Consider the following 24671-nt stretch of genomic DNA (forward strand, 5'->3'; position numbering starts at 1 on the left):
GGGTGTGCGTCACACCATGGTGTCGAGGATCTCCCTGACCATCTCCATGGTGGTGCCGGGGTGCAGGAAGGCGAAGCGGGCGACGGTCTCGCCGTCCCAGCCGGTGGGGGTGACGAAGCCGATCTGGTCCGCGAGCAGCTGCTGCGACCAGCGGTAGTAGTCGTCGTTGGTCCAGCCCGTGCGCTTGAAGCAGACCGCGGAGAGCTGCGGGTCGAACAGCAGCTCCAGGTGGTCGGTGTCGCGGATCAGCTGCGCGGTCTCCCGGGCGAGCGTGAGGCCGGCCTCGATGGCGTCGGTGTAGGCCTGGACGCCGTGCACGGCGAGCGAGAACCAGAGCGGCAGGCCGCGGGCGCGCCGGGTCAGGTGGTAGGCGTAGTCGGTGGGGTTCCACTCGTCGCCCTCGGTGTGCAGGACGTCCAGGTAGGAGGCGTCCTGGGTGTGCACGGCGCGGGCGAGCTGGGGGTTGCGGTAGACCAGCGCGGCGCAGTCGAACGGCGCGAAGAGCCACTTGTGCGGGTCGACGACGAAGGAGTCGGCGAGCTCGATGCCGTTGTAGCGCTCCCGGACGGAGGGGGCGAACAGGCCCGCGCCGCCGTAGGCGCCGTCCACGTGGAACCAGAGCCCGCGCTCGCGGGCGACCTCGCCCAGGCCGCGGAGGTCGTCGACGATGCCCTCGTTGGTGGTGCCGGCGGTGCCGACGACGCCGATCACCGTCTCCGGGTTCGGGTCGGCGGCCAGCGCGGCGCGCAGCGCCTCGCCGGTGAAGCGGCGGTTCACGGTCGGCACCTTGAACGCCTCGACGCCGATGATGTTGAAGGTGTTCTTGACCGAGGAGTGCACCTGGTCGGCGACGGCGATCCGCAGCCGGGCCTCCGGGCCGACGCCCAGGCGGCGGCGGGCGGTGTCGCGGGCGACCACCAGCGCGGAGAGGTTGCCGGCCGAGCCGCCGGAGACGAAGGTGCCGCCGGCCGACTCCGGCAGGCCCGCGCGGTCCGCTATCAGGCGCAGCACCTGGTTCTCGGCGGCGATCGCGCCCGCCGCCTCCAGCCAGGAGATGCCCTGGAGCGAGGCGCAGGAGACGACCATGTCGAAGAGCAGCGCGGCCTTGGTGGGGGCGCACGGGATGAAGGACAGGTAGCGCGGGCTGTCGGCGGAGATCACCGCGCGGGAGAGCTCGTGGTCGTAGAGCTTGAGCACGTCGGCCGGGTTGTTGCCGTCCTGGTTGAGCAGGCCGGACAGCTGGGTGCGCAGGTGCTCGCCGTCACCGGGGTGGTCGAGCGGGACGGGGTCGTACTGCAGCCGCTCGCGCATGTAGTCGAAAACCAGGTCGACCAGGTCGCTGTCGGGCCGGTGCATGCGGTCGGGGGCTGCGGACACGGGTGTCCCTCTCGGCTGTGGGGTGTCGGGGGTCCGGCGGCGCGGGGGTTGGCACCGCACGGCCGGACATGATCAGCGTAGGCAGCGACGGGCCCGGTCCGCGCGTCGGAACGCGGCCGGTCGGGCAGCTTTCGGGCGTCTTCGACGGGCTGCGCGCAGGATTCCTGCGCCGGCCCGGGACGCGGCCGGCCGATCAGCCGATGAGCTGGGAGAGGACGACGGAGGAGCGGCTGCGCTGGACGCCCGGCTCGCGGCGGATCCGCTCGATGACCGCCTCCAGGTGCCGCATGTCGGCGGCCCGCAGGTGGACCAGCGCGTCCGGGTCGCCGGTGACCGTCCAGGCGGCGATCACCTCGGGGAACTGGCGCAGGCTGGCGAGGATCTCCTCGGGGGCGGTCCGCTCGCGGCAGTAGACCTCGACGAAGGCCTCGGTCTGCCAGCCGAGCACCGAGGGGTCGAGCACCACGGTGAAGCCGCGGACCACCCCGCGCGCCCGCAGCCGGTCGATGCGGCGGCGGACAGCGGTGGCGGAGAGGTTCACCTGGAGGCCGATCTCCGCGTAGGAGGCGCGGCCGTCCCCGGCCAGCCGGGCGAGGAGGAGGCGGTCCGTCTCGTCCAGGGAGGCCCCGACCAGCTCGTGCGCTCGGCTGCTGCTCATCGGTGCGGGGCTCCACGGGTCGTGCGGCGTCGGGAACGGCGGCGGGGCGACGGCGGCCCGCCGAAACGGTTCGGCAACCATTCTGGCTGATGTCAGGAGTGAGTCCACCGCTGACGGATGACGCGGAGGTGTCCGCGCGCCCCCGGAGGCGTCAGTCCACGAGCAGGACGATCTTGCCCCGGGTGCGGCCCTCCGCGCTGAGCGCCTGGGCCGAGGCGGCCTGGGCGAGCGGGAAGGTGGAGGCGACGGTCACGGTCAGCCGTCCCTCGTCGGCGAGCGCGGCCAGCTCGGCCAGCCCGGCGGCGTCCGGACGGACCCAGACGTACCGGCCGCCGCGTGCCCTGACCCCGAAGTCGGCGACCGAGGCGATCCGGGCCGGGTCGGCGACCAGGGCGGCGGAGACCTCGACGGCCTCGCCGCCGACCAGGTCCAGCGCGGCGTCCACGCCCTCCGGGGCGAGCGCCCGGACCCGGTCGGCCAGGCCTTCGCCGTGCCGGACCGGCTCGGCCCCGAGGGAGCGCAGGTAGTCGTGGTTGCGCTCGCCGGCGGTCCCGATCACCCGGGCCCCGAAGGCCCTGGCGAGCTGGACGGCCAGGTGGCCGACCCCGCCGGCGGCGGCGTGCACCAGGACGGTGTCCCCGGCGCCGACGCCCACCGCCCGCAGCCCCTGGAGGGCGGTCAGCCCGGCCAGCGGCAGCCCGCCGGCCTGCGCCCAGTCCAGCGCGGCGGGTCTGCGGGCCAGGGTGCGGACCGGCGCGGCGACCAGCTCGGCGTAGGTGCCGTGCTCGACGGCGTCCTTGCGCACGTAGCCGTAGACCTCGTCACCGGGGGCGAACTCGGTGACCCCGCCGCCGACCGCGCGGACCACCCCCGCCGCGTCCCAGCCCATCACCAGCGGGAAGTGCGCGTCGAGCAGGCCGTCCAGCCGGCCCTCCCGCACCTTCCAGTCGACCGGGTTCACCCCGGCCGCCCTGACCTGCACCAGGACCGCGTCGGGGCCGACCTTCGGGTCGGGCAGGTCGGTGTACTCGACCACCTCGGGGCCGCCGTAGCGGTGGATCGCGATTGCCTTCATGCCACCAGCGAAACCCGGACGGGCCGGGATCCCGTTTCGGCCACGCCGCGAGCGCCCGGGAAGGCTCCGAACCGGCGAGCGGTTCTCGTCACATCGACAGGATGGCCATCGTCACTCTGACGCTAACCGGTTATCATAGATTGCGTCAGATAGACGAAAAGGCTGCACCGCTTGATCGGCCGCACAGAAGGGCGCCCGCCCGTGACCACCACCATCACCGAGACCTACGGCGTCGACCCCACTCCGACGCCGCTCGCTCTGCTGCTGCTCGGCCGCGAGGCCGACCCGAACAGCGAGCGCGGCGTCGAGTGCCCCGGTGACCTCCCGCCGGCCTCCGACCCGGACCTCGTCGAGCGCGCCCGGGCGGCCAAGGCCGCGCTCGGCGACCGCGTCTTCATCCTGGGCCACCACTACCAGCGCGACGAGGTGATCGAGTTCGCCGACGTCACCGGCGACTCCTTCAAGCTCGCCCGCGACGCGGCGGCCCGCCCGGAGGCCGAGTACATCGTCTTCTGCGGTGTGCACTTCATGGCCGAGTCGGCCGACATCCTCACCGGCGACGACCAGCGGGTCGTCCTTCCGGACCTCGCGGCCGGCTGTTCGATGGCCGACATGGCCACCGCCGAGCAGGTCGCCGAGTGCTGGGACGTACTGACCGACGCCGGCATAGCCGACGTCACCGTCCCGGTCTCGTACATGAACTCCTCCGCCGACATCAAGGCCTTCACCGGCCGGCACGGCGGCACCATCTGCACCTCCTCCAACGCCAAGCGGGCCCTGGAGTGGGCGTTCGAGCAGGGACAGAAGGTGCTCTTCCTGCCCGACCAGCACCTCGGCCGCAACACCGCGGTGCGCGACATGGGCTTCTCGCTGGACGACTGCGTCGTCTACAACCCGCACAAGCCGAACGGCGGCCTGACCGCCGAGCAGCTGCGGGACGCCAGGATGATCCTCTGGCGCGGCCACTGCTCGGTGCACGGCCGGTTCACCCTGGAGTCGGTGAACGACGTGCGCGAGCGGATCCCCGGTGTCAACGTCCTGGTGCACCCGGAGTGCCGGCACGAGGTCGTCGCGGCCGCGGACATGGTGGGCTCGACCGAGTACATCATCAAGGCGCTGGACGCCGCCGAGCCCGGCTCCAAGTGGGCCATCGGCACCGAGCTGAACCTGGTGCGCCGGCTCGCCAAGGCCCACCCGGACAAGGAGATCGTCTTCCTGGACCGGGCGGTCTGCTTCTGCTCCACCATGAACCGGATCGACCTGCCGCACCTGGTGTGGGCGCTGGAGTCGCTGGTCGAGGGCCGGGTGCCGAACGTGATCACCGTCGACCCGGAGACCGAGAAGCACGCCAAGGCGGCGCTGGACCGGATGCTGGCCCTGCCGTAGCGCGGGGCGGTCCGCCGCTCGGGCGGCACGGACGAAGGGCGGGCCCCCTCCCGGTGGGAGGGGGCCCGCCCCTGTGTCTGGCCGAGACGGCGGCTACTCGGGAACGCCCGGGATGAGACCGTCGCCCTCGTCGCGCAGCAGCACCCGGACCTCCTCGATGGAGGCCTCGGCGTCCGGCAGGATCAGGTCGGACGGCTCCAGAGAGTCGTCCGGCAGCGGGGTGCCGAACTTCTTCACGGCGCCCAGCAGCTCACCGAGCGCCCGGCGGAAGTGTTCCTCGTCCCCCGAATCCAGTGCGGTGAGGAGCTCCTCGTCGAGCTCGTTGAGCCGGTTGAGGTGGGTCTCGCCCACCTCGAACTGCCCCTCACCCATGACCCTCATGATCATGCCGTGCGTCTCCCTGTTCCTGGGGATGTCTCCCGGAGCTGCTCCTCGGTGGAGCTCAGGTCACTTGTTGTAGTTGATCCGCGGGGTGTCCTGCTGCTGCTGCTGCGCGGCGTCCTGCGGGCGGCCCTGCTCGATCGCCTGCGGGCCGGAGGCCGGGGAGCCGCCGGTCAGCTCGGCCTTCATGCGGGCCAGCTCCAGCTCGACGTCGGAGCCGCCGGCCACCCGCTCCAGCTCGGCCTCGATGTCGTCCTTGCGGCCGAGACCGCTGGCGTCGTCGAGCGCGCCGGAGGCCAGCAGCTCGTCGATCGCGCCGGCCCGGGCCTGCATCTGCGCGGTCTTGTCCTCGGCCCGCTGGATCGCGAGGCCGACGTCGCCCATCTCCTCCGAGATTCCGGAGAAGGACTCGGCGATCCGGGTCTGCGCCTGGGCCGCGGTGTAGGTGGCCTTGATGGTCTCCTTCTTGGTGCGGAAGGCGTCGACCTTGGCCTGCAGCCGCTGGGAGGCGAGCGTGAGCTTCTCCTCCTCGGCCTGGAGCTGCTGGTACTGCACCTGCAGGTCGTTGATCTGGGACTGCATGCTCGCCTTGCGGGTCAGGGCCTCGCGGGCGAGGTCCTCCCGGCCGAGCGAGAGCGCCTTGCGTCCCTGGTCCTCGTACTTCGACGACTGCTGCTGCAGCTGGGTCAGCTGCAGCTCCAGGCGCTTGCGCGAGGTGGCCACGTCCGCGACGCCACGACGTACCTTCTGCAGCAGCTCCAGCTGCTTCTGGTACGAATAATCCAGCGTCTCACGCGGGTCTTCCGCCCGGTCCAGGGCCTTGTTCGCCTTGGAGCGGAAGATCAGCCCCATACGCTTCATGATTCCGTCGCTCATGGGCCTCGGGTGCCCCCTTCTCCGGCCTGCGGTCTCTATCTCGTTACCAGACACGACGAGTGTATGTGCAGCGAGCCCGTCGCCGCAGTGCACCTGCCTGCAACAAGAGTGCTACAGGTCGGTCCCGTAAAGCCTCCTCCGCGGGGTGGATCCCGTTCTCGTACCACCCGCCGGTCAGCGGAGTGATCCCCTACGGGGAACCCCGGGGAAACCCGAGGCCGGCCGCCCGGGACGCGATCGATATGCGTTTGGTTCCCGGGGGACCGGAGGAAGCCGTCCCGCACCCCGTAGGCTGGTGGTGTGTTCCGACGCCGTTCAGATGATGCCGCTGCCTCCGCCGCCGTGCTGGAGAAGCAGGACGAGACGACCCAGCCCCGCGACCCGCAGGCGAAGAAGGGCCGCCCCACGCCCAAGCGCAGTGAGGCCGAGGCCAACCGGCGGACCAGGGTGAACGTGCCCAAGGACCGCAAGGAGGCCACCCGCCAGGCCCGCGAGCGGATGCGTGCCGAGCGCGAGAAGCAGCGCACCGCGCTGCTGGAGGGCGACGAGCGCCACCTCCCGGCCCGTGACAAGGGCCCGGTGCGCAAGTTCACCCGCGACTACGTGGACGCCCGCTGGTCGCTGGCCGAGTTCTTCCTGCCGGCCGCGGTCGTGATCCTGGTGCTCAGCATCGTCAAGGTGCCGGCCCTCCAGCTGCTCTCCACGCTGCTGTTCCTGCTCTTCTTCGTCCTGGTGGTGCTGGACTTCGTCCGGCTCGGCTTCGGCCTGCGCAAGCAGCTCGCCGAGCGCTTCGCCGGGCAGAACACCCGTGGCGCGGTCGCCTACGGTCTGATGCGCATCCTGCAGATGCGCCGGCTGCGACTGCCCAAGCCGCAGGTGCGGCGCGGGGAGAAGCCCTGACCGCCGAACCGGTGGACTCCGGCTGGGCCCCTCCCGTCTGGGACGGGCCCGGCCTCTACGCGCTCCCCGGCCAGGGCGGCGGCGGCCACGACCGGTTCGCCCAGGAGCGCGCCGGGTACGACCGCGGCGGGTACGAGCTGACCGGGTACGAGCGGCGGCTGCCCTCGCGCAGCGGCTCCTTCGCCGGCGCCGGCCCGTCCGCCGGGCGGTCCGGCTCGCTGCGCAACCTCGTCCGGCAGGAGATGGTCGCCCGGCAGCTCGCCGAGCAGTTGGCCGGCCGCGACGCGCAGCGCGTCCTCGACATCGGCTGCGGCCAGGGCACCCAGGCGCTGCGGCTGGCCCGGGCCGGGCACTACGTCACCGGCATCGACTCCGACCCGGCCGCGCTCGGCGCCGCCCAGGGCGCGCTCGCCGAGGAGTCCGAGGCGGTGCGGGAGCGGGTCCAGCTGCTGATCGGCGACGGCCACCAGTGCGGGCGCTGGTTCGGGGCGCGCAGCTTCGACGTCGTGCTCTGCCACGGTGTGCTGATGTACCTGCCCGACCCCGATCCGATGATCGCCTCGCTGGCCCGGCTGCTCGCCCCCGGCGGACTGCTCTCCCTGGTGGTGCGCAACCGCGACGCGCTCGCCCTGCGGCCCGCGGCCGCCGGCGACTGGCGGGCCGCCCTGGAGGCCTTCGAGAGCGACCGGTACTACAACCGGCTCGGGCTGGCGGCCCGCGCCGACCGGATCGCCGACCTCGCCGTCACCCTCTCCGAGGTGTCCGTGCCGCTGCGGCGCTGGTACGGCGTGCGGGTCTTCACCGACCACGCCCCCGACGACGCGGCGCCGGTCGACGGCCGGCAGCTCGCCCAGCTGCTGGAGGCCGAGGAGCGCGGCGGGCGCACCGACCCGTACCGGCAGGTCGCCGCGCTGCTGCACGTCGTCGGCATGAAGTAGCCCCGGAGCCGGGCCGGCTGCGGGGCCACCTCCGGCGGCTCAGTCCTCGTGCAGGCCCATCGTGTAGACCTCGCGGCCGTCGTCCAGCAGCACCGCGCGGTCCACGCCGTCCTCGGCCAGCTGCTTCCAGTTCTCCCCGATCCAGGTCTCCGCGTCCCCCTGGCCGGCGAACTCCTCCGCCTGGCCGCTCTCCGGGGCCACCACGGTGCCGTCCGCCTTCTCGTACCGCCATGTCCAGACCATGCCCGGCTCCTCCCGCCGACGATCAGCGATGCGCTGTGTGCGCACCCTAAGCCCTCAGGTTGCCCGGCCGGATCTTCGCTATGCGCGGTGCGCGAGGATGGGGTGCATGACATCCGACGCCCCACTCCCCCGCACCCTGCTGCTCGGCGGCGCCCGGTCCGGCAAGTCCACCAGGGCCGAGCAGTTGCTCGCCCACCACGAGGACGTGCTGTACGTCGCCACCGGCGGTACCCGGGACGGCGACACCGAGTGGGCGCAGCGGGTCGCGCTGCACCGGGAGCGGCGACCGGCGGGCTGGCGCACCGCCGAGACCTGCGACCTGGAGGCGGTGCTGGCCGACCCCGCCGACCCGGCACCGGTGCTGGTCGACTGCCTGGCGCTGTGGCTCACCGCCGTCATGGACGAGTGCGGCGCCTGGGACGACGCGGTCTGGGTGGACGGCGGCGAGGCCGCGGTGCAGCGGCGCTGCGCGGCGCTGGCCCGGGCCTGGGCCGGTACCCGGCGGCAGGCGGTGGCGGTCAGCAACGAGGTCGGCATGGGCGTCGTCCCGGCCACCGCCGCCGGCCGCCGGTTCCGCGACACCCTGGGCCGGCTCAACATGGCGATCGCCGACGCCTCCGAGCGTGTGCTGCTGGTGGTCGCGGGGCAGGTTCTCACCGTCAAGCCCGCCGCCGACTGAACGACGGCGGCGTGTAGCCTTCCGGACGATGGACACGACCGTGGATCTCGATACGTTCTCCTCGCTCGTCGAGCGCCCCGACGAGAGCGCCCGGCGCGCCGCCGAGGAACGGTGGCAGGAGCTGGACCGGCCTCGCAACGGCCTCGGCAGGCTGGAGGAGCTGGGCGCCTGGCTGTCGTCCGTGCAGGGGTGCTCCCCGGTACGGCCGCTGTCGGCGCCCAAGGTGGTGCTGTTCGCCGCCGACCACGGGGTGGCCCGCCTTGGGGTGTCCCGGCTGCCCGCGCAGGGCGGTACGGCGGCGCGGGTGCGCGCCGTGCTCGACGGCACCGCGCCGGTCGCGCTGCTCGCCCGCCGCTTCGGCGCCGGGGTGCGGGTGGTGGACGTCGCGGTCGACGCCGACGCCGACGGCTTCCCCGGCGAGGTCACCGAGCACCGGGTGCGGCGCGGCTCCGGGCGGATCGACGTCGAGGACGCGCTGAGCCCCGAGGAGACCGCGAGGGCGTTCCGGGCCGGCATGGCGGTGGCCGACGAGGAGGCCGACGCCGGGACCGACCTGGTGGTGCTGGGCGACCTCGGGGTCGGCTCGACCACGGTGGCGGCGGTGCTGGTCGGCGCGCTCTGCGGGACGGACGCGGCGGCGGTCACCGGGCGCGGCTCGGGCATCGACGACCGGGTGTGGATGGTCAAGTGCGCGACCGTGCGGGACTCGCTGCGCCGGGCCCGCCCGGTGCTGGGCGACCAGCTGGCGCTGCTCGGGGCCACCGGAGGGGCGGACTTCGCGGCGATCACCGGGTTCCTGCTGCAGGCCGCGGTGCGCAAGCTGCCGGTGGTACTGGACGGGGTGGTCTCGGCGGCGTGCGCGCTGGTCGCGCAGCGGATCGCGTTCCGGGCGCCGGAGTGGTGGCGGGCCGGGCAGACCAGCGGTGAGCCGGCGCAGGCGAAGGCCTACGACCGGCTGACGCTGACGCCGCTGCAGGAGCAGGGCATCACGATGGGCGAGGGGGTCGGCGCGCTGATGGCGCTGCCGCTGCTCCAGGCCGCGGCGGACACGCTGGCCGAGGAGGTGCCGGAGGTGTTCGTGTCGGCGGCGCCGAGGGAGCCGGCGCGGCTGCCGACGGCGGCGGAGCTGCTGGGGAAGCTGTAGGACGGGTCGGGGGCCCGGGTCCGGTCGGTGACGACGGGTCCGGGCCCTTCGGCTGTTCCGAGTGGTCGGTGGGTGGTCGGTGTGCGGGACGGGTTGCGGTTCGCGTTCGGGACCTTGTCGGTGCTGCGGGTGCGGGTCGAGCGGTGGGACCGGGAGGCCGGGGGGCGGGCGATGGTGCTCGCTCCGGTGGTCGGGGTGGTGCTGGGGGCGCTCGCCGCGGGTGCGGGGGCCCTGGTCGCCTGGCGGGCGGGCGGGCCGCTCGGGGCGGTGGCGGCGGTCGGGGTGCTCGCGGCGCTGACCCGGGGGCTGCACCTGGACGGGCTCGCGGACGTCGCGGACGGCCTGGGCAGCGGGAAGCCCGCCGAGGACGCCTTGCGGATCATGAAGCAGTCGGACATCGGCCCGTTCGGCGTGCTCACCCTCGTCCTGGTGCTGCTGGCGCAGGTCGCGGCGCTGGCCGGGCAGTTCGCCGTCTCCCCGCTGCGCGGTGCGCTCGCGGTGCTCGCGGCGGCGGTGGCCGCGCGGTGCGCGCTCGCCTGGGGGTGTCTGCGGTCGGTGCCGGCGGCCCGGCCGGGCGGGCTGGGCGCGATGGTGGCGAGCACGGTGACGCCGGGTGCGGCCGTCGTCTCGACGGGCGCGGTGGCGGCCCTGCTCGCTCTCGCCGGCATGACGGACGGATGGTCAGCTGCCGTGCTGCCGACGGCCGTTGTTCTTGGCCTCGGTGGATCCTGGCTGCTGCTGCGGCGCTGCGTGCGGCGGTTCGGCGGGATCACCGGGGACGTGCTCGGCGCGATGGCGGAGACCGCCGCGACCGGTGCCCTGCTGGCAGTCGCGCTGCTGCGCTGAGGAGGACGCCAAGGCCCGTGCGCCGAAAGGCGGTACACCGGGCGGCGCGTGATCCCAGCATGCGGACTACCATGCGGGGAGCACCGCAGCCCTGCACCGCCGCAGGTCCTGCCCGTCCTGCGCACGTCGAGGCGCCGGGGCCTCTGGTGTGCGCGACCGCCCCGGCGGTGGGCGCGCGCAGCCAGGGGTCCCGGGTCCGGCGGACGCCGGCCGGTCGGCCTGGCCGGCGGACCGGGCTGCGCCGGTGCGGCACACGCGCCGCGACCGGTCGTGGACCGCGAAAGAACAGGACGTTTTACGTGACTGCATTGTCTGTGAGCACCTCCTCCGCCGCCTCGCTGCGCGCGGACGCCCTGGTGGTCGGCGTGGCGAAGGGCCCCAAGGGCATCGTGCTGGCCCCCGGCGCCGAGGCCGTGGCCGAGGCGTTCGAGGGCAAGCTGACCGAGGTTCTCAGCACGCTGGGCGCCACCGGCGCCGAGGGCGAGACCGTCAAGGTCCCCTCCCCGGCCGGTCTCAAGGCCGCGCTCGTGCTCGCGGTCGGCCTCGGTGACGCCGCCGAGGGCGGGTACGAGCTGGAGGCGCTGCGCCGCGCCGCCGGTGTGGCCGCCCGCGCCCTGGCCGGTGCCAAGAAGGCCGCGCTGGCCCTGCCGGCCGAGTCGGCCGACGAGATCGAGGCGGTCGCGCTGGGTGCCCTGCTCGGCGCCTACGCGTTCGGCACCTACAAGAACAACGGCAACGGCGGCAAGGAGCCGGTCGGCGAGCTGGTGCTGCTGTCGACCCGCAAGGGCAGCAAGGACGCCAAGGCCGCGGTCGAGCGCGCCCTGGTCGTCGGCGAGGAGATGAACCGCGCCCGCGACCTGGTCAACACCGCCCCGAACGACCTGAACCCGAAGTCCTTCGCCGCGCTCGCCCAGGCGGCCGGCAAGGAGCACGGCCTCAAGGTCGAGGTGCTGGACGAGAAGGCGCTGCTCAAGGGCGGCTTCGGCGGCCTGCTGGGCGTCGGCAACGGCTCGGTCAACCCGCCGCGCCTGGTGAAGGTGGCCTACACCCACCCGAAGGCCAAGGCCAGCCTGGCGTTCGTCGGCAAGGGCATCACCTACGACTCGGGCGGCATCTCGCTGAAGCCGGCCGGCCACAACGAGACCATGAAGTGCGACATGGCCGGCGCCGCCGCGGTGTTCGCCGCCGTGGTCTCCGCCAAGCGTCTCGGCCTGCAGGTCAACGTCACCGCCTGGCTGGCGCTGGCGGAGAACATGCCGTCCGGCTCGGCCACCCGCCCGGGCGACGTGCTGCGGATGTACGGCGGCAAGACCGTCGAGGTGCTGAACACCGACGCCGAGGGCCGCCTGGTGCTGGCCGACGCCATCGTGCGCGCCGGCGAGGAGAACCCGGACGTGATCGTCGACGTCGCCACCCTGACCGGCGCGATGATGATGGCGCTGGGCAACCGCACCTTCGGCGTGATGGCCAACGCCGACGAGCTGCGCGACACCCTGCACGCGGTCGCCGGCGAGGTGGGCGAGCAGTCCTGGCCGATGCCGCTGCCGGCCGAGCTGCGCAAGGGCATGACCGAGTCGACCGTCGCCGACCTGGCCAACATGGGCGAGCGGATGGGCGGCGGCCTGGTGGCCGGCCTGTTCCTCAAGGAGTTCGTGGCCGAGGGCATCGACTGGGCGCACCTGGACATCGCCGGTCCGGCGTTCCACGAGGGCGCGCCGTTCGGCTACACCCCCAAGGGCGGCACCGCCTCCGCGGTGCGCACCCTGGTCCGCTTCGCCGAGCAGAAGGCGGCGGGCGGCAAGGCCTGACGGCCCGGCACGACCGACGGACGGGGTCCGGTGCGCACGCCGCGCCGGGCCCCGTCCGGCTATCCGGGGCGGGTTACCTGCCGGTAGGGGACACGGGGCGGCCACCGCACCTCTGTTCGCTGCGGGCGAAACTTTGTTCCACAGTGCGGAACCCGGGGCCCCGAGGGCTCGCCGACCGCTCGCCGCCCTCCCGGCCAACCCCGCTCTGAGCTGCGACGATGGCCCCGGACATGGACTGTTCCCGGCGTTCCCACCACCCCTCGGGCCGCCCCCGGGGCGGACCCGGACATCAGTCGCCGCGAACAAGTGCGAAGATGTATTTCCGGCACGACTGGGCGCCCCACAAAGGCTTCCGACCCACCGGACCGCGACCGGCCCGGCGATCCACACCCCTTGCTTGGAGGACGTGACGTGGCGAACGACGCCAGCACCGTTTTCGACGTAGTCATTCTCGGAGGCGGAAGCGGCGGTTACGCCGCGGCGCTCCGTGGCGCCCAGCTGGGCCTGAGCGTCGCCCTGGTCGAGAAGGGTGAGCTCGGCGGCACCTGCCTGCACCGCGGCTGCATCCCGACCAAGGCCCTGCTGCACGCGGCCGAGATCGCCGACGAGACGAAGGAGGCCGCCGAGTTCGGCGTGCTGGCCACCTTCCAGGGCATCGACATCAACGGCGTCCACAAGTACAAGAACGACGTCGTCGCCGGCCTCTACAAGGGCCTGCAGGGCCTGGTGGCGTCCCGCAAGGTCACCTTCATCCAGGGCGAGGGCAAGCTCTCCTCGCAGACCTCGGTGGACGTCAACGGCCAGCGCATCGAGGGCCGCCACATCGTGCTGGCCACCGGCTCCGTGCCGCGCTCGATCCCGGGCCTGGAGATCGACGGCGACCGCGTCATCTCCTCGGACCACGCCCTCAAGCTCGACCGCATCCCGAAGTCGGCCGTCATCCTCGGCGGCGGCGTGATCGGCGTCGAGTTCGCGTCCGTCTGGAAGTCGTTCGGCGTCGACGTCACCATCGTCGAGGCCCTGCCGCACCTGGTCCCGCTGGAGGACGAGGGCTCCTCCAAGCTGCTGGAGCGCGCCTTCCGCAAGCGCGGCATCAAGTTCGAACTGAAGGCCCGCTTCTCGGGCGTCGAGTACACCGAGACCGGTGTGCGCGTCTCCACCGAGAACGGCAAGCAGATCGACGCCGACCTGCTGCTCGTCGCCATCGGCCGCGGCCCGGTCTCGGCCGGCCTGGGCTTCGAGGAGAACGGCGTCGCGATGGACCGCGGCTACGTCCTCGTCGACGAGTACATGCGCACCAACGTGCCGACCGTCTCGGCCGTCGGCGACCTCGCCCCGACCCTGCAGCTGGCGCACGTCGGCTTCGCCGAGGGCATCCTGGTCGCCGAGCGCCTGGCCGGCCTCAAGCCGGTGCCGATCGACTACGACGGCGTCCCGCGCGTGACCTACTCCAACCCCGAGGTGGCCTCCGTCGGCATCTCCGAGGCCAAGGCCGTCGAGCTGTACGGCAAGGAGAAGGTCGTCACCGTCAAGTACAACCTGGCCGGCAACGGCAAGAGCAAGATCCTGAAGACCGCCGGCGAGATCAAGCTCGTCCAGGTCAAGGACGGCGCCGTCGTCGGTGTCCACATGGTCGGCGCCCGCATGGGCGAGCAGGTCGGCGAGGCCCAGCTGATCTACAACTGGGAGGCTCTGCCGGCCGAGGTCGCGCAGCTCATCCACGCCCACCCGACCCAGTCCGAGGCCCTCGGCGAGGCGCACCTGGCGCTGGCCGGCAAGCCGCTGCACGCGCACGACTGATCGCGCCCCCCACCCCCCATTCCAGTTCGCAAGACTTGATAGGAGTCGCTGAAACCATGGCGGTCTCAGTAACACTGCCCGCGCTGGGCGAGAGCGTTTCCGAGGGCACCGTCACCCGTTGGCTGAAGGCCGAGGGTGAGCGCGTGGAGGTCGACGAGCCGCTGCTCGAGGTCTCCACCGACAAGGTCGACACCGAGATCCCGGCCCCGGCCTCCGGCATTCTGGCCTCGATCAAGGTCGCCGAGGACGAGACCGTCGAGGTCGGCGCCGAGCTGGCGATCATCGACGACGGCTCGGGTGCCCCGGTCGCCGCTCCGGCTCCGGTCGCCGAGGCCGCTCCGGTTGCCCCGGCCGCTCCGGTCGCCGCCCCGGCCCCGGTCGCCGAGGCCCCGGTCGCCGCTCCGGCCCCGGCCGCCGAGGCTCCGGCCGCCCCCGCCACCGCTCCGGCCGCCGACGCCACCCCGGTGCTGCTGCCGGCGCTGGGCGAGTCGGTCACCGAGGGCACCGTCACCCGCTGGCTGAAGGCCGAGGGTGACACGGTCGAGGTCGACGAGCCGCTGCTCGAGGTCTCCACCGACAAGGTCGACACCGAGATCCCGTCGCCGGTCGCCGGCACGCTGGTGAAGATCCTGGTCGGCGAGGACGAGACCGCCGAGGTCGGCGCCCAGCTCGCGCTGATCGGTGCCGCGGGTGCCGTCGCCGCCGCTCCGGTCGCCGCTGCTCCGGCCGCCCCGGTCGCGGCTCCGGCCCCGGTCGTGGAGGCCCCGGTCGCCGCTCCGGCTCCGGTCGCCCCGGCTGCTCCGGCTCCGGTCGCCGCCCCGGTCGCCGCTCCGGCTCCGGTTGCCGCCGCTCCGGCCGCTCCGGCCCCGGTCGCCGCTCCGGCCCCGGCCGCCCCGGCTGCCCCGGCTCCGGCCGCCCCGGTCGCCGACGCCGGTGACGCCTACGTCACCCCGCTGGTGCGCAAGCTCGCCGCCGAGCACGATGTCGCGCTGTCCGCCGTCACCGGCACCGGTGTCGGCGGCCGCATCCGCAAGCAGGACGTCCTGGCCGCCGCCGAGGCTGCCAAGGCCGCCCAGGTGCAGGCCCCGGGCCCGGTCGCCGCCGCTCCGGCCGCCGCACCCAAGGCCGCCGTCGCGCCGTCCGCCCTGCGCGGTCAGACGGTCAAGATGACCCGCATGCGCAAGGTCATCGGCGACAACATGATGAAGGCCCTGCACGAGCAGGCGCAGCTCACCAGCGTGGTCGAGGTGGACGTCACCAAGATCATGTCGCTGCGCGCCAAGGCCAAGGACGGCTTCCTGGCCCGCGAGGGCGTCAAGCTCTCCCCCATGCCGTTCTTCGTCAAGGCCGCCGCCCAGGCGCTGAAGACCCACGCGGTCGTCAACGCCCGGATCAACGACGCCGAGGGCACCATCACCTACTTCGACACCGAGAACATCGGTATCGCGGTGGACTCGGAGAAGGGTCTGATGACCCCGGTCATCAAGGGTGCGGGCGACCTCAACATCGCCGGCATCTCCAAGAAGACCGCCGAGCTGGCCGGCAAGGTGCGCGACAGCAAGATCACCCCGGACGAGCTGTCCGGCGCCACCTTCACCATCAGCAACACCGGTTCGCGCGGTGCGCTGTTCGACACCGTCATCGTGCCGCCGAACCAGGCCGCGATCCTGGGCATCGGCGCCACGGTCAAGCGCCCGGTGGTCATCGAGGCCGACGGCGGCACCGCCATCGGCATCCGCGACATGACCTACCTGTCGCTCTCCTACGACCACCGCCTGGTGGACGGCGCCGACGCCGCCCGCTACCTGGTGGCCGTCAAGGAGATCCTGGAGGCCGGCGAGTTCGAGGTCGAGCTCGGCCTGTAAGGCCCCGGGAGTCCACCTCCGGCAGCACCGGAACCCCGCACCGTCCCCGGACGGCGCGGGGTTCCGCGTGTCCGGGGCCCTCCCGGCGGCCACGGCCGGGGGCTTCGCGCCGTTCCGGGTTTTTCGAGCGGTTCCGGGTGATTCACCCGTTCTTCGCATGCGCGCGTGCGGCCGAACAGGGATGCTGGAGCGGTGATGGACGAGACCGACTTCTGGCTGATCATCGACGAGACCCGGGAGGCCGCCGAGGGCGACCCGGACGAGCAGGCGGACCGCCTGGTGGAACGGCTCGGTGAGCTGGCCCCGGACGACGTCATCGACTTCGCCCGGCTCTTCGAGGCCCGCTTCCAGCGCGCCTACCGCTACGACCTGTGGGGCGCGGCGTACCTGCTGCTGGGCGGCGCCTCCGAGGACTCCTTCGACTACTTCCGGTGCTGGCTGATCGGCCAGGGCCGGGACGTCTTCGAGGGCGGCCTGTACGAGCCCGACGACCTGGCGGACCTGCTGCCGGAGTTCGACGAGGAGGAGGACGGCGAGGCCGAGGACCTCGGCTACGCCGCCGACGAGGCCTACGAGCAGCTGACCGGACTGCCGCTGCCCGAGGTGGGCGGGCGGCAGCCCGCGCGGCCGTCCGGAGCCGCCTTCGACTTCGACGACCCGGACGTCATGGCGAAACGGTTTCCCAAGCTCTGGGAGCGGTACGGGGATTGAGGACGGGGGACTGAGGACGGGGGCCGAGGACGGGGGGCCGAGGACGGCCGGCACCGGGCGCGGCCGGGGGCTCAGACGCTCGAACCGCCCGCCGCGCCGGTGTCCTGCTTGATGCCCTTGAGGATCTGGTCCAGGGCCGAGGGGTCGGGCGCGCCCGCGGCGTCGTCCACCCCGCCCTCGAAGGCCACGTAGCCGCCGCCCTTGGCCGGGACGGCCGCCAGCAGGATGTAGCCCTTGCTGCCGTCCGAGGTCACGATGTGCCAGCGCACCGCGTACCCGGCGATACCCGCCACCGTGGTGCTGGAGGAGCCGGCGTCGGTGTGCGAGCTGATGTCGGTGAAGATCGCCGCCGCGTAGGCCGGCATCGCCGCCTCGGCCGCCGCGCGGGCGGTGCTGCCGGAGATGGTGTCCTTCTCAACCGAGAACTGACCGCGGATGCAGTTGCCGCCGCCGGGGCAGGTGTACTGGCCGGTGCCGAGGAAGACGGTCGAGTGGGCGCCGCTGGTGTTCGCCTGCCAGCCTTCGAGGACCGGCACGGTGATGCCGTGCTGGGGGTCGGCGACGGTGTCCTTGACCGCCGGGGTCGGGCGCGCCGACGCGGTGGGCGACGACGAGTCCGGCCCGGTCGTGGTCGGGGCCGGGGCCGGGGTGTCGGTGACGGTGACCGTGGTCACCGGACGGGACCTGTCGGCGGACGGGCCGTCACCGCCGCTGTTGAGCGCGATGGCGGCCACCACGCCGACCACGGCCAGCACCGCGACCCCGATACCGACGGCCGTACCCGTCCTGATCCGGTTCGGCCTGGAGGGCGGCGGGTAGGCGGCCGGCGGGTAGCCGTAGGCCGGCGGGTTCTGCGCCGGGTAGCCGTAGCCGGGCTGCCCCGGCTGCGGCGGGCCGTAGGCGTACGAGGGCGGCGGGGGCGCGGCGGACGGGCCGCCGGGGCTCTGCCAGGAGACCTGCGTCGGGGCGTCGGCAATCGGGCCGCCGCCCGCCTGGACGGGGCGCACGTCACTGGTCCAGGCCGTGCCGTCCCACCAGCGCTCATGACCGGCCGTGCCGTCCGCACCCGGAACCGGGTACCACCCGGGAGGCGTCGAGTTGCTCACGGCAAGACCGTACCCGCCCGGGTGATGCTCCAGACAGGCCGGGTCCGTCACGACTCTGCACCACCCGGACAACGTTTCTGACGAAGTGTCAGTCGAGTGCCGAGCGGTGCGGGGGCCGGCCGAGGTTCGGCGGGGTCGTCCGGGTCGGGCGGGGTCAGCAGGGTCGGCGGGGTCGGCGGGGTCGGCCGGTTCAGTCGGTTCAGTCGGTGAGGGGGCGGGCCATCCAGACGTCGTCGACGTAGGCACCGTCGATCAGGAACTCCTCGGCGAGCACGCCCTCGACCACGAAGCCGCAGCGCCCGTAGAGCGCGCGGGCCGGGGCGTTGTGGCCGAGCACCCGCAGGGTGAGCTTGCGGGCGCCCTGGCCGCGGGCCGCCCGGCAGGCCTCCTCGATCAGCGCGACGCCGATGCCCCGGCCGCGGACGGAGGCGTCGACGGCCAGTCCCTGGATCTGGCGCACGTGCTGGTTGCTGGCCAGCGGGGTCGGCGGGGCGATCCGGATGTAGCCGACGATCCGGCCGTCGAGCAGGGCGAGGCGGAACTGGTCCGGGAGGTGGCGCTCGTCGAAGACCCCCGCGTCCTCGGCGGGCCGCGGGCCGACGTCGGCCAGCGGGGTCCAGGTGGTGCGGTTGAGGACGGCGAGTTCCTTCTCGTCCTCGGGCCGGGCCGGGCGGATGATCAGATCGTCGGTTTCGTGCATGCGCGGCATGCTAACGACGGGCCGCGCGGACGTACACGGAATTTTCCTCCCTCCGCCGCTTCGCCCCCGGCTCCTCGCCGGAGCCGCACGGCACCGGCGCTCCCGTGAACGGGCACGACCGGCTGCGAGGATGGGCGCATGAGAATCGCGGTCACAGGATCCACGGGACTGATCGGCTCGGCACTCGTCGACTCACTGCTGGCGGACGGGCACCAGGTGGTGCGGCTGGTCCGGCACCGCTCGAAGACCGGGCCCCGGCCGGACGGCACCACCGCCATCGGCTGGAACCCGCTGCTGGGCCAGGTCGACCGGGCCGGGCTCGCCGGGGTCGAGGCGGTGGTGCACCTCGCGGGCGCCGGGGTCGGCGACCGTCGCTGGAGCGAGGGCTACAAGCGGGAGATCCGGGAGAGCCGGGTGCTCGGCACCGAGACGCTGGCCGCCGCACTGGCCGGGCTGGACGAGCCGCCGAAGGTCCTCGTCAGCGCCTCGGCCGTCGGCTACTACGGCCAGACCGGGGACCGGGTGATCGACGAGTCCTCGCCCGCCGGGGACGACTTCCTGGCCGAGGTCTGCGCGGAGTGGGAGTCCGCCGCCGCACCGGCCGAGCGGGCCGGGATCCGGGTGGTCCACCCGCGCACCGGCCTGGTGCTCTCCGCGGCCGGGGGTGCGGGCGGCCGGCTCGTGCCGCTGTTCCGGCTGGGCCTCGGCGGGCGGCTCGGCGACGGCCGGCAGTACTGGAGCTTCATCTCGCTCGCCGACGAGGTCGCCGCGCTGCGCTTCCTGATCGACCGGGAGGACATCGGCGGTCCGGTCAACCTGACCGCCCCGGAGCCGGTGACCAACGCGGAGCTGACGGCGGCGCTCGGACGGGCGCTGCGCCGGCCGACGCCTTTCCCGGTGCCGCGGGCCGTACTGGAGGCGGTCCTCGGCGAGTTGGCGATCGAGGTGGTCGGCAGCCACCGGGTGGCGCCGCGCCGGCTGCTGGACGCGGGCTTCCGGTTCGAGCACCCGGACGTCGACTCGGCGGCGCGGGCGGCGCTCTGAGGAAGGGGCGGGAGCCTTCGGGGGCCGGGCGCGCGGTCGTGCCCGGCCCCCACGCGTAGCCGCGCTACGACGTTCACCCTGGCCAGGGGCATATGCCGAACGGAGCCCGGGCGATCGCGGGGCGCCTGCCGGGCACTTGCGGGGCGATTCCCGGGAGGGGGCTCCGGGAGGGGGCGCACGGGAGCACGGGGCGGGCGCGCTACGCGCCCCCGGTGACGGTGTGCGCCCGCCGGACGCCATCACGGCCGGATCGACGCACAGTCCGTGACGGCACCTCCACTGGATGCGATCACTCCTCTTCCCCGCCTCGGATCGGGCCCGATGCGCTTGTCTGACCGTCGCACTGACTGGGCATCACACCGATCGGACCGTGTCCCAGCACCCCGCTGCCTGCGCCGGCCCGAAACATCCGGGACCAGGGAGGGAGCCACCCGTGCCCACGTACGACTTCACTCGCCGCACCCGCCGACAATCCGATCCGGACGTCGTCGTGGTGGGAGCCGGCCTCGCGGGCCTCGCCGCCGCCCGCGTGCTCACCGGCCACGGCATCACCGTCCAGGTCCTGGAGGCCGCCGACCGGATCGGGGGCCGCGCGGCCTCCCACGAGCAGGACGGCTTCCGACTCGACCACGGCAGCCATCTGCTGAACACCGCCTTCCCCGAGCCGCGACGCGTGCTCGACCTCGACCGCCTCGACCTGCGCCCGCTCGCCCCGGGCGTCCTGGTGCACAACGGCGGGCGCCGGTACCGGGTCGGGGACCCGCAGCTGACCACCGCCCGGCAGGCCGCCGCCCGGGCACCGCTGGGCAGCCCGCTGGACAAGGCACGCCTCGGCAGCTGGCTCAACCGACTCGCCGCCACCCCGCCCGGCCGGCTGAAGGCCCGGCCGGAGACCACCGCCGCCCGGGCCCTCGGCGAACGCGGGCTCGCCCCGCGCACCGTCGACGGCCTGCTGCGCCCACTGCTCGGCGCCCTGCTCAGCGACCCCGCCCTCGGCACCAGCAGCCGGGTCGCCGACCTGGTGCTGCGCTGCTACGCGCGCGGCCGGCTCTGTCTGCCCGCCGGGGGGATCGCGGCCGTGCCGGCCCAGCTGGCCGCCGCGCTGCCCCCCGGCACCGTCCGCACGGGAGTGCGGGTCACCGCGATCGCGGCCGACGGCGTGGAGACCGCCGAACACGGGCGGATCGGCGCACAGGCCGTGATCGTCGCGACCGATCCGCGCTCCGCCGCCGAGCTGCTGCCCGGACTGCGGCTGCCGGACTTCCACCCCGTCACGACCTTCCACCACGCGGCCGACCGGGCGCCGCTGGGCGAGGCCGCGCTGCTGCTGGACGGCGACCGTCCGGGCGGACGTCCGTCGCTGGTCTCGCACTCGCTGGTGCTCAGCGCGCTGCACCCCTCGTACGCCCCGCCCGGGCAGGCGCTGATCGCCACCACGGTGCTCGGCCTCCGCGCCTTCGACGCCGGCGGGCCGGCCGCGCTGGAGCCGGCCGTGCGCAAACGGCTGGCGGAGCTGTACGGCACGCCGACCGGCGGCTGGCAGTTCCTCGGCGTGCGGCACCTGCCGGACGCGGTGCCCGCCATGCCGCCGCCGCACAACACCCGGCGGCCGGTACGGCTGCTGGCCGGACTGTACGTGTGCGGCGACCACCGGGACACCAGCAGCGTGCAGGGGGCGCTGGTCTCCGGGCGGCGCGCGGCCGAGGCCGTGACGCGCGACCTCGGGCTGCCGACCAGCACCCCGGAGGCCGCCGCGGCCTGACGGACCCGAGGGCACGCGGTCCGTCCCCGGTCCGGCTGCCGGACGGGTGACGGACCGCATGCCAATATGCCGATATGACCGCTGATCGGATGACGACCGCCACCCCACCGGCCGCCGCGTGAGCGCCGGACCCACCGTCCAGCCGCTCGCGCTGATCCTGGTCCCCGCCGCCGCGGTCGCCGCCCCGCTGCTGGCCGACCGGCTGCTGCGGTGGATCGCCGTGCCCAGCGTGGTGTTCGAGATCCTGCTCGGCGTCCTGATCGGCCCCGACGTCCTGGGCTGGGTGCACGTCGACGTCCTGATCGACGCGCTCTCCCGGTTCGGGCTGGCCATGCTGATGTTCCTGGCCGGGTACGAGATCGACTTCGCCAGGCTGCGCGGCGGCCCGCTGCACCGGGCCGTCGCCGCCTGGCTGGTCACCGTGCTGGCCGCGCTCGGCCTCGGCGCGCTGGTCGACCCGCACCCGCTGGACGGCGCCTTCGCCGGGCTGGCGCTCACCACCACCGCGCTCGGCACCATCCTGCCGGTGCTGCGCGACTCCGGGGAGCTGCCCACCCCGTTCGGCTCGCTGGTCATGGCCACCGGCGCGGTCGGCGAGTTCGGGCCGATCATCGCCGTCGCCGCGCTGCTCAGCGGCAACACCCCGGCCCGCACCGCCGTCATCCTGGCCGCCTTCGCGGTGATCACCGCCGTCGCGGTCGGCGGCGCCCGGCGCCCGCGGCCGGCCTGGATGACCGGGCTGATCCGGCGCACCCTGCGCACCTCCGGTCAGTTCGCCGTGCGCACCGTGGTCCTGGTGCTCGCCACCATGGTGGCCGCCGCGCTCTGGCTGGAGCTGGACATGCTGCTCGGCGCGTTCACCGCCGGCATCGTCTCCCGGCTGCTGCTCCGCGACATGCCCCGGCACACCGAGGAGGTCATCGAGGCCAAGCTGGAGGGCATCGGCTTCGGCTTCCTCGTCCCGGTGTTCTTCGTGGTCAGCGGTATGAACTTCGACCTGGACGCGCTGCTCGGCGACCCGGGCACGCTGCTGCTCGTACCGGTCTTCCTGCTCCTGCTGCTCGCCCTGCGCGGGGTGCCCGCCGCGCTGCTCGCGCCCGCCGGGCTGGGGCGGCGTGACCGGGCCGCGCTCGGCCTGTACGGCGCGACCGCGCTGCCGCTGGTCGTGGTGATCACCACGATCGAGGTGGACACCGGCCACCTGCCGTCCTCGACCGCGGCCGCCCTGGTCGGCGCGGGCATGCTCTCGGTGCTGCTGTTCCCGCTGACCGCGCAGCGGCTGCGCGGGGACGTCCGGCCGCCGGCCGCCGTCGGGGGCGGCCGGCCGCGGGTGAACGCCGAGAGCTGGTGACTCCTCGGACCGGTCGGGGCCGGTGAGTTCTCGGACCGGTCAGATCACCCCCGCCTGGCGGGCCGTTTCCTCGAACGCGCGCGCCACCGGGCTGCCCCGGTACGGGGTGAGCCGGCGGTGGAAGTCGCGCACGTACTCCAGCGACCGGGCCGACCGCATCTCCCCCGCCGCCCGCAGCGCGTCGGTCGCCATGCCGCAGGCCTCGTCGAGGTCCCCCATGCCGAGCCGGGCGGTGGCCAGCACCAGCCGGCAGAAGATCCGGCTGCGGGCGTACGCGGGCGAGCGCAGCCGCAGCGACTTCTCGGCGTGCTGGGCGGCCGTGCGCCACTGCTGGAGGTCCCGGTAGCAGTGCGCGAACTCGTCGGAGAGCTGCGCCTCGTCGAAGAACCGGGCCCAGGACGGCAGCTCGTCGCCGGTCCGGGCCGCCGCCAGCGCGCGCTCGGCCCGGACCAGCGCGGTGGTGCAGGAGCGGACGTCGCCGAGCAGGCCGTGCCCGCGCGCCTCGGCGGCGTGCAGCAGTGCCTGCACGGTCGGCGGCACCGCCGTGCCCACGCCCTGCTGGGCGACCCGGGCCAGCTGGACGGCCTCCCGGCCGTGGCCGAGGTGGACGGCCTGCTGGCTCATCGTCACCAGCACGTACCCGCCGAGCGCGCGGTCCCCGGCGGCCTGGGAGAGCCGCAGCGCCTGGACGAAGTAGCGCTGGGCCAGACCGTGCGCGGCGATGTCGAAGGACGTCCAGCCGGCCAGCCGGGTGAGGTCGGCGACGGCCCCGAACAGGGCGCGGCCGATCTGCTCGCCGTAGCGGCCGCGCAGCATCGGCTCGGCCTCGCTCTCCAGGTAGCGGACCAGCGCCTGGCGGGCGTGGCCGCCGCCGTAGGCGTGGTCCAGCGCGCGGAACAGGTCGCCGACGGCGCGGATGGCGGCGATGTCGCCGCGGCCGACACGCAGCGCCGGGCGCTGTTCGCGGCCCGGGTCGTGGAACGGCGGCTCGACGGCGATCGGGGGGCGCCGGCTCTGGGTGGGCACCCGGGCGCCGAGCGCGGCGGCGCCGGCCGTCGGGGCGGTGCCGGGCCCGGCGGGGCCGGTCCGGGCGACCGGGGCCGGGCCGCGCGGCGCGGGGCCCGCGGGGTGGCCGACGGCCCCGCCGGGCGGGCCGACGGGCGGCACACCGGTTCCGGGGTCGGGCCGGGCCAGGGTGGAGCCGTCCCTGGCGACCCGCTCGTCGGTGCGGCCGATCAGCCAGTCGCGGCTGGGCACCACCAGGCCGGCCGGGGTGAAGGCGATCCGGCGCAGCTCGGACTGCGGCCCGATGTCCTTGCGCCACATGCTCGCCACGATGTCCACCGCCTCCTGCGGCGTCTCGGCGAACTCCAGGCCGGCGTAGACCGGGGCACAGGCGTCCAGACCGAGGTCCTGCGCGGTGAGACGGCGGCCGAGCCGGCGGGTGAACACCTCGGCGATCAGCGCCGGGGTGGCGCCGCGGGGCTGCTGGCCGCGGAGCCAGCGGGTGACGGAGGTCTTGTCGTAGCGCAGGTCCAGGCCGTGCTCCAGGCCGAGCTGGTCGACCCGGCGGGCCAGGCCGGCGTGCGAGAAGCCGGCCTCCTCGATCAGCGCGGCGAGCTGGAGGTTCTGGGTGGTGCCGGCCGACTGGTGCCGCTCCGGGGCGTGCGGCCGCTCGGGCGCGTGCGGCCGCTCCGGAGCGTGCCGGTCGGCGGCAAGGCGCTCTGCGGCATGGTGCTCGGCGGCGTGCCGGTCGGCGGGTGTGGCCTGCTCGGGCAGCCGCAGGTCGTCGGCGGCGGTCGGGGCGTCGGGGGCGTCCGGAAGGGCCCGGCCGACCGGACCTCGGTGCTGGTCGAGCGGGTCGAGCGGTCCGTACGCCGGGCTGTCGGTTGCAGGCCTTTGGGGCATAGTCAGTCAACACCTCTCGGACGCCGCACCGGCTCCACCAGCGGTTCGGCTGCCTGTGGCGACGCCCCCTGTCGGGAATCGGCGTGAATGTAGCGAGCATTCGGGCGCTATGG

General features: G+C 74.2%; 21 protein-coding genes and 1 pseudogene. 13 read left to right on the forward strand and 9 right to left on the reverse strand.

Features of this window, described 5'->3' with window-relative positions; all coding sequences use genetic code 11:
- Positions 1-9: 9 nt before the first annotated feature.
- The 3 genes from ABZW10_RS08760 to ABZW10_RS08770 all read right to left on the reverse strand — a co-directional run bounded on the left by ABZW10_RS08760 (position 10) and on the right by ABZW10_RS08770 (position 3110).
- A complete protein-coding gene (locus ABZW10_RS08760) occupies positions 10-1377 on the reverse strand; it encodes a pyridoxal-dependent decarboxylase (protein WP_355361821.1) in 1368 nt (455 codons plus the stop codon).
- 193 nt (positions 1378-1570) lie between these two features.
- Positions 1571-2035 carry an Lrp/AsnC family transcriptional regulator gene (locus ABZW10_RS08765; RefSeq protein WP_355361823.1) on the reverse strand — a complete coding sequence of 155 codons (465 nt, stop codon included), beginning with the start codon at positions 2033-2035 and terminating at the stop codon, positions 1571-1573.
- A gap of 151 nt (positions 2036-2186) precedes the next feature.
- Positions 2187-3110, reverse strand: coding sequence for an NADP-dependent oxidoreductase (locus ABZW10_RS08770; RefSeq protein ID WP_355361825.1), 924 nt, complete (start codon positions 3108-3110; stop codon positions 2187-2189).
- Between the two features lie 213 nt (positions 3111-3323).
- Between ABZW10_RS08770 and nadA the strand changes: the two genes are divergently transcribed.
- The gene (gene nadA, locus ABZW10_RS08775) at positions 3324-4496 is read left to right on the forward strand and encodes a quinolinate synthase NadA (protein ID WP_355362113.1); all 1173 of its coding nucleotides are present in this window, start codon (positions 3324-3326) and stop codon (positions 4494-4496) included.
- A gap of 93 nt (positions 4497-4589) precedes the next feature.
- Here the strand turns inward: nadA and ABZW10_RS08780 are convergent, their stop codons facing one another.
- Positions 4590-4883 (reverse strand): hypothetical protein, encoded by a 294-nt coding sequence (locus tag ABZW10_RS08780; protein ID WP_355361827.1) that lies wholly within the window; start codon positions 4881-4883, stop codon positions 4590-4592.
- A gap of 60 nt (positions 4884-4943) precedes the next feature.
- Positions 4944-5753 carry a PspA/IM30 family protein gene (locus tag ABZW10_RS08785; protein ID WP_355361829.1) on the reverse strand — a complete coding sequence of 270 codons (810 nt, stop codon included), beginning with the start codon at positions 5751-5753 and terminating at the stop codon, positions 4944-4946.
- A gap of 300 nt (positions 5754-6053) precedes the next feature.
- On the opposite strand from ABZW10_RS08785, the gene ABZW10_RS08790 reads away from it, so the two are divergent.
- Both ABZW10_RS08790 and ABZW10_RS08795 read left to right on the forward strand, forming a co-directional pair.
- Positions 6054-6653 carry a DUF3043 domain-containing protein gene (locus tag ABZW10_RS08790; protein WP_355361831.1) on the forward strand — a complete coding sequence of 200 codons (600 nt, stop codon included), beginning with the start codon at positions 6054-6056 and terminating at the stop codon, positions 6651-6653.
- Positions 6654-6895: 242 nt separating this feature from the next.
- A complete protein-coding gene (locus ABZW10_RS08795; protein ID WP_355362115.1) occupies positions 6896-7591 on the forward strand; it encodes a methyltransferase domain-containing protein in 696 nt (231 codons plus the stop codon).
- A gap of 39 nt (positions 7592-7630) precedes the next feature.
- Here the strand turns inward: ABZW10_RS08795 and ABZW10_RS08800 are convergent, their stop codons facing one another.
- The gene (locus tag ABZW10_RS08800; protein WP_355361833.1) at positions 7631-7834 is read right to left on the reverse strand and encodes a hypothetical protein; all 204 of its coding nucleotides are present in this window, start codon (positions 7832-7834) and stop codon (positions 7631-7633) included.
- A 124-nt stretch (positions 7835-7958) separates the two neighbouring features.
- Between ABZW10_RS08800 and cobU the strand changes: the two are divergent.
- From cobU to ABZW10_RS08835, 7 genes and pseudogenes are all read left to right on the forward strand, one after another.
- Positions 7959-8513, forward strand: a pseudogene (cobU, locus tag ABZW10_RS08805) (bifunctional adenosylcobinamide kinase/adenosylcobinamide-phosphate guanylyltransferase); the annotation flags it as partial.
- Between the two features lie 28 nt (positions 8514-8541).
- Positions 8542-9657, forward strand: coding sequence for a nicotinate-nucleotide--dimethylbenzimidazole phosphoribosyltransferase (locus tag ABZW10_RS08810; protein WP_355361835.1), 1116 nt, complete (start codon positions 8542-8544; stop codon positions 9655-9657).
- 114 nt (positions 9658-9771) lie between these two features.
- Positions 9772-10503 (forward strand): adenosylcobinamide-GDP ribazoletransferase, encoded by a 732-nt coding sequence (locus tag ABZW10_RS08815; RefSeq protein ID WP_355361837.1) that lies wholly within the window; start codon positions 9772-9774, stop codon positions 10501-10503.
- 299 nt (positions 10504-10802) lie between these two features.
- Positions 10803-12311: a leucyl aminopeptidase gene (locus tag ABZW10_RS08820; protein ID WP_355361839.1), complete on the forward strand. Its 1509-nt coding sequence runs from the start codon at positions 10803-10805 to the stop codon at positions 12309-12311.
- 411 nt (positions 12312-12722) lie between these two features.
- Positions 12723-14111 carry a dihydrolipoyl dehydrogenase gene (gene lpdA, locus ABZW10_RS08825; RefSeq protein WP_355361841.1) on the forward strand — a complete coding sequence of 463 codons (1389 nt, stop codon included), beginning with the start codon at positions 12723-12725 and terminating at the stop codon, positions 14109-14111.
- 56 nt (positions 14112-14167) lie between these two features.
- Positions 14168-15976 (forward strand): 2-oxoglutarate dehydrogenase, E2 component, dihydrolipoamide succinyltransferase, encoded by a 1809-nt coding sequence (sucB, locus tag ABZW10_RS08830; protein WP_355361843.1) that lies wholly within the window; start codon positions 14168-14170, stop codon positions 15974-15976.
- Positions 15977-16171: 195 nt separating this feature from the next.
- On the forward strand, positions 16172-16687 hold the full coding sequence (locus ABZW10_RS08835) for a DUF4240 domain-containing protein (RefSeq protein ID WP_355361845.1): 516 nt from the start codon (positions 16172-16174) through the stop codon (positions 16685-16687).
- Positions 16688-16758: 71 nt separating this feature from the next.
- Here the strand turns inward: ABZW10_RS08835 and ABZW10_RS08840 are convergent, their stop codons facing one another.
- Positions 16759-17793: a DUF2510 domain-containing protein gene (locus ABZW10_RS08840; RefSeq protein WP_355361847.1), complete on the reverse strand. Its 1035-nt coding sequence runs from the start codon at positions 17791-17793 to the stop codon at positions 16759-16761.
- 199 nt (positions 17794-17992) lie between these two features.
- On the reverse strand, positions 17993-18493 hold the full coding sequence (locus ABZW10_RS08845; protein ID WP_355361849.1) for a GNAT family N-acetyltransferase: 501 nt from the start codon (positions 18491-18493) through the stop codon (positions 17993-17995).
- A gap of 138 nt (positions 18494-18631) precedes the next feature.
- Between ABZW10_RS08845 and ABZW10_RS08850 the strand changes: the two genes are divergently transcribed.
- From ABZW10_RS08850 to ABZW10_RS08860, 3 genes are all read left to right on the forward strand, one after another.
- Positions 18632-19537 (forward strand): TIGR01777 family oxidoreductase, encoded by a 906-nt coding sequence (locus ABZW10_RS08850; protein ID WP_355361851.1) that lies wholly within the window; start codon positions 18632-18634, stop codon positions 19535-19537.
- A gap of 433 nt (positions 19538-19970) precedes the next feature.
- Positions 19971-21299 carry an NAD(P)/FAD-dependent oxidoreductase gene (locus tag ABZW10_RS08855; protein WP_355361855.1) on the forward strand — a complete coding sequence of 443 codons (1329 nt, stop codon included), beginning with the start codon at positions 19971-19973 and terminating at the stop codon, positions 21297-21299.
- 118 nt (positions 21300-21417) lie between these two features.
- Complete coding sequence (locus ABZW10_RS08860; protein WP_355361857.1) at positions 21418-22650, forward strand: cation:proton antiporter; 1233 nt, start codon at positions 21418-21420, stop codon at positions 22648-22650.
- 39 nt (positions 22651-22689) lie between these two features.
- Here ABZW10_RS08860 and ABZW10_RS08865 read toward each other — a convergent pair whose 3' ends face one another.
- Positions 22690-24558, reverse strand: coding sequence for a regulator (locus ABZW10_RS08865; RefSeq protein ID WP_355361859.1), 1869 nt, complete (start codon positions 24556-24558; stop codon positions 22690-22692).
- Between the last annotated feature and the right edge of the window lie 113 nt (positions 24559-24671).

Source organism: Kitasatospora sp. NPDC004723, from assembly GCF_040609255.1.
Taxonomy (GTDB): Bacteria; Actinomycetota; Actinomycetes; order Streptomycetales; family Streptomycetaceae; genus Kitasatospora.

Excerpts from the sequence above, each read along its gene's own strand:
- ABZW10_RS08765 (WP_355361823.1), bottom strand. The coding sequence starts at position 2,035 with ATGAGCAGCAGCCGAGCGCACGAGCTGGTCGGGGCCTCCCTGGACGAG.
- ABZW10_RS08770 (WP_355361825.1), bottom strand. The coding sequence starts at position 3,110 with ATGAAGGCAATCGCGATCCACCGCTACGGCGGCCCCGAGGTGGTCGAG.
- ABZW10_RS08780 (WP_355361827.1), bottom strand. The coding sequence starts at position 4,883 with ATGATCATGAGGGTCATGGGTGAGGGGCAGTTCGAGGTGGGCGAGACC.
- ABZW10_RS08785 (WP_355361829.1), bottom strand. The coding sequence starts at position 5,753 with ATGAGCGACGGAATCATGAAGCGTATGGGGCTGATCTTCCGCTCCAAG.
- ABZW10_RS08795 (WP_355362115.1), top strand. The coding sequence starts at position 6,896 with ATGGTCGCCCGGCAGCTCGCCGAGCAGTTGGCCGGCCGCGACGCGCAG.
- ABZW10_RS08800 (WP_355361833.1), bottom strand. The coding sequence starts at position 7,834 with ATGGTCTGGACATGGCGGTACGAGAAGGCGGACGGCACCGTGGTGGCC.
- ABZW10_RS08810 (WP_355361835.1), top strand. The coding sequence starts at position 8,542 with ATGGACACGACCGTGGATCTCGATACGTTCTCCTCGCTCGTCGAGCGC.
- sucB (WP_355361843.1), top strand. The coding sequence starts at position 14,168 with ATGGCGGTCTCAGTAACACTGCCCGCGCTGGGCGAGAGCGTTTCCGAG.
- ABZW10_RS08835 (WP_355361845.1), top strand. The coding sequence starts at position 16,172 with ATGGACGAGACCGACTTCTGGCTGATCATCGACGAGACCCGGGAGGCC.
- ABZW10_RS08845 (WP_355361849.1), bottom strand. The coding sequence starts at position 18,493 with ATGCACGAAACCGACGATCTGATCATCCGCCCGGCCCGGCCCGAGGAC.
- ABZW10_RS08850 (WP_355361851.1), top strand. The coding sequence starts at position 18,632 with ATGAGAATCGCGGTCACAGGATCCACGGGACTGATCGGCTCGGCACTC.
- ABZW10_RS08865 (WP_355361859.1), bottom strand. The coding sequence starts at position 24,558 with ATGCCCCAAAGGCCTGCAACCGACAGCCCGGCGTACGGACCGCTCGAC.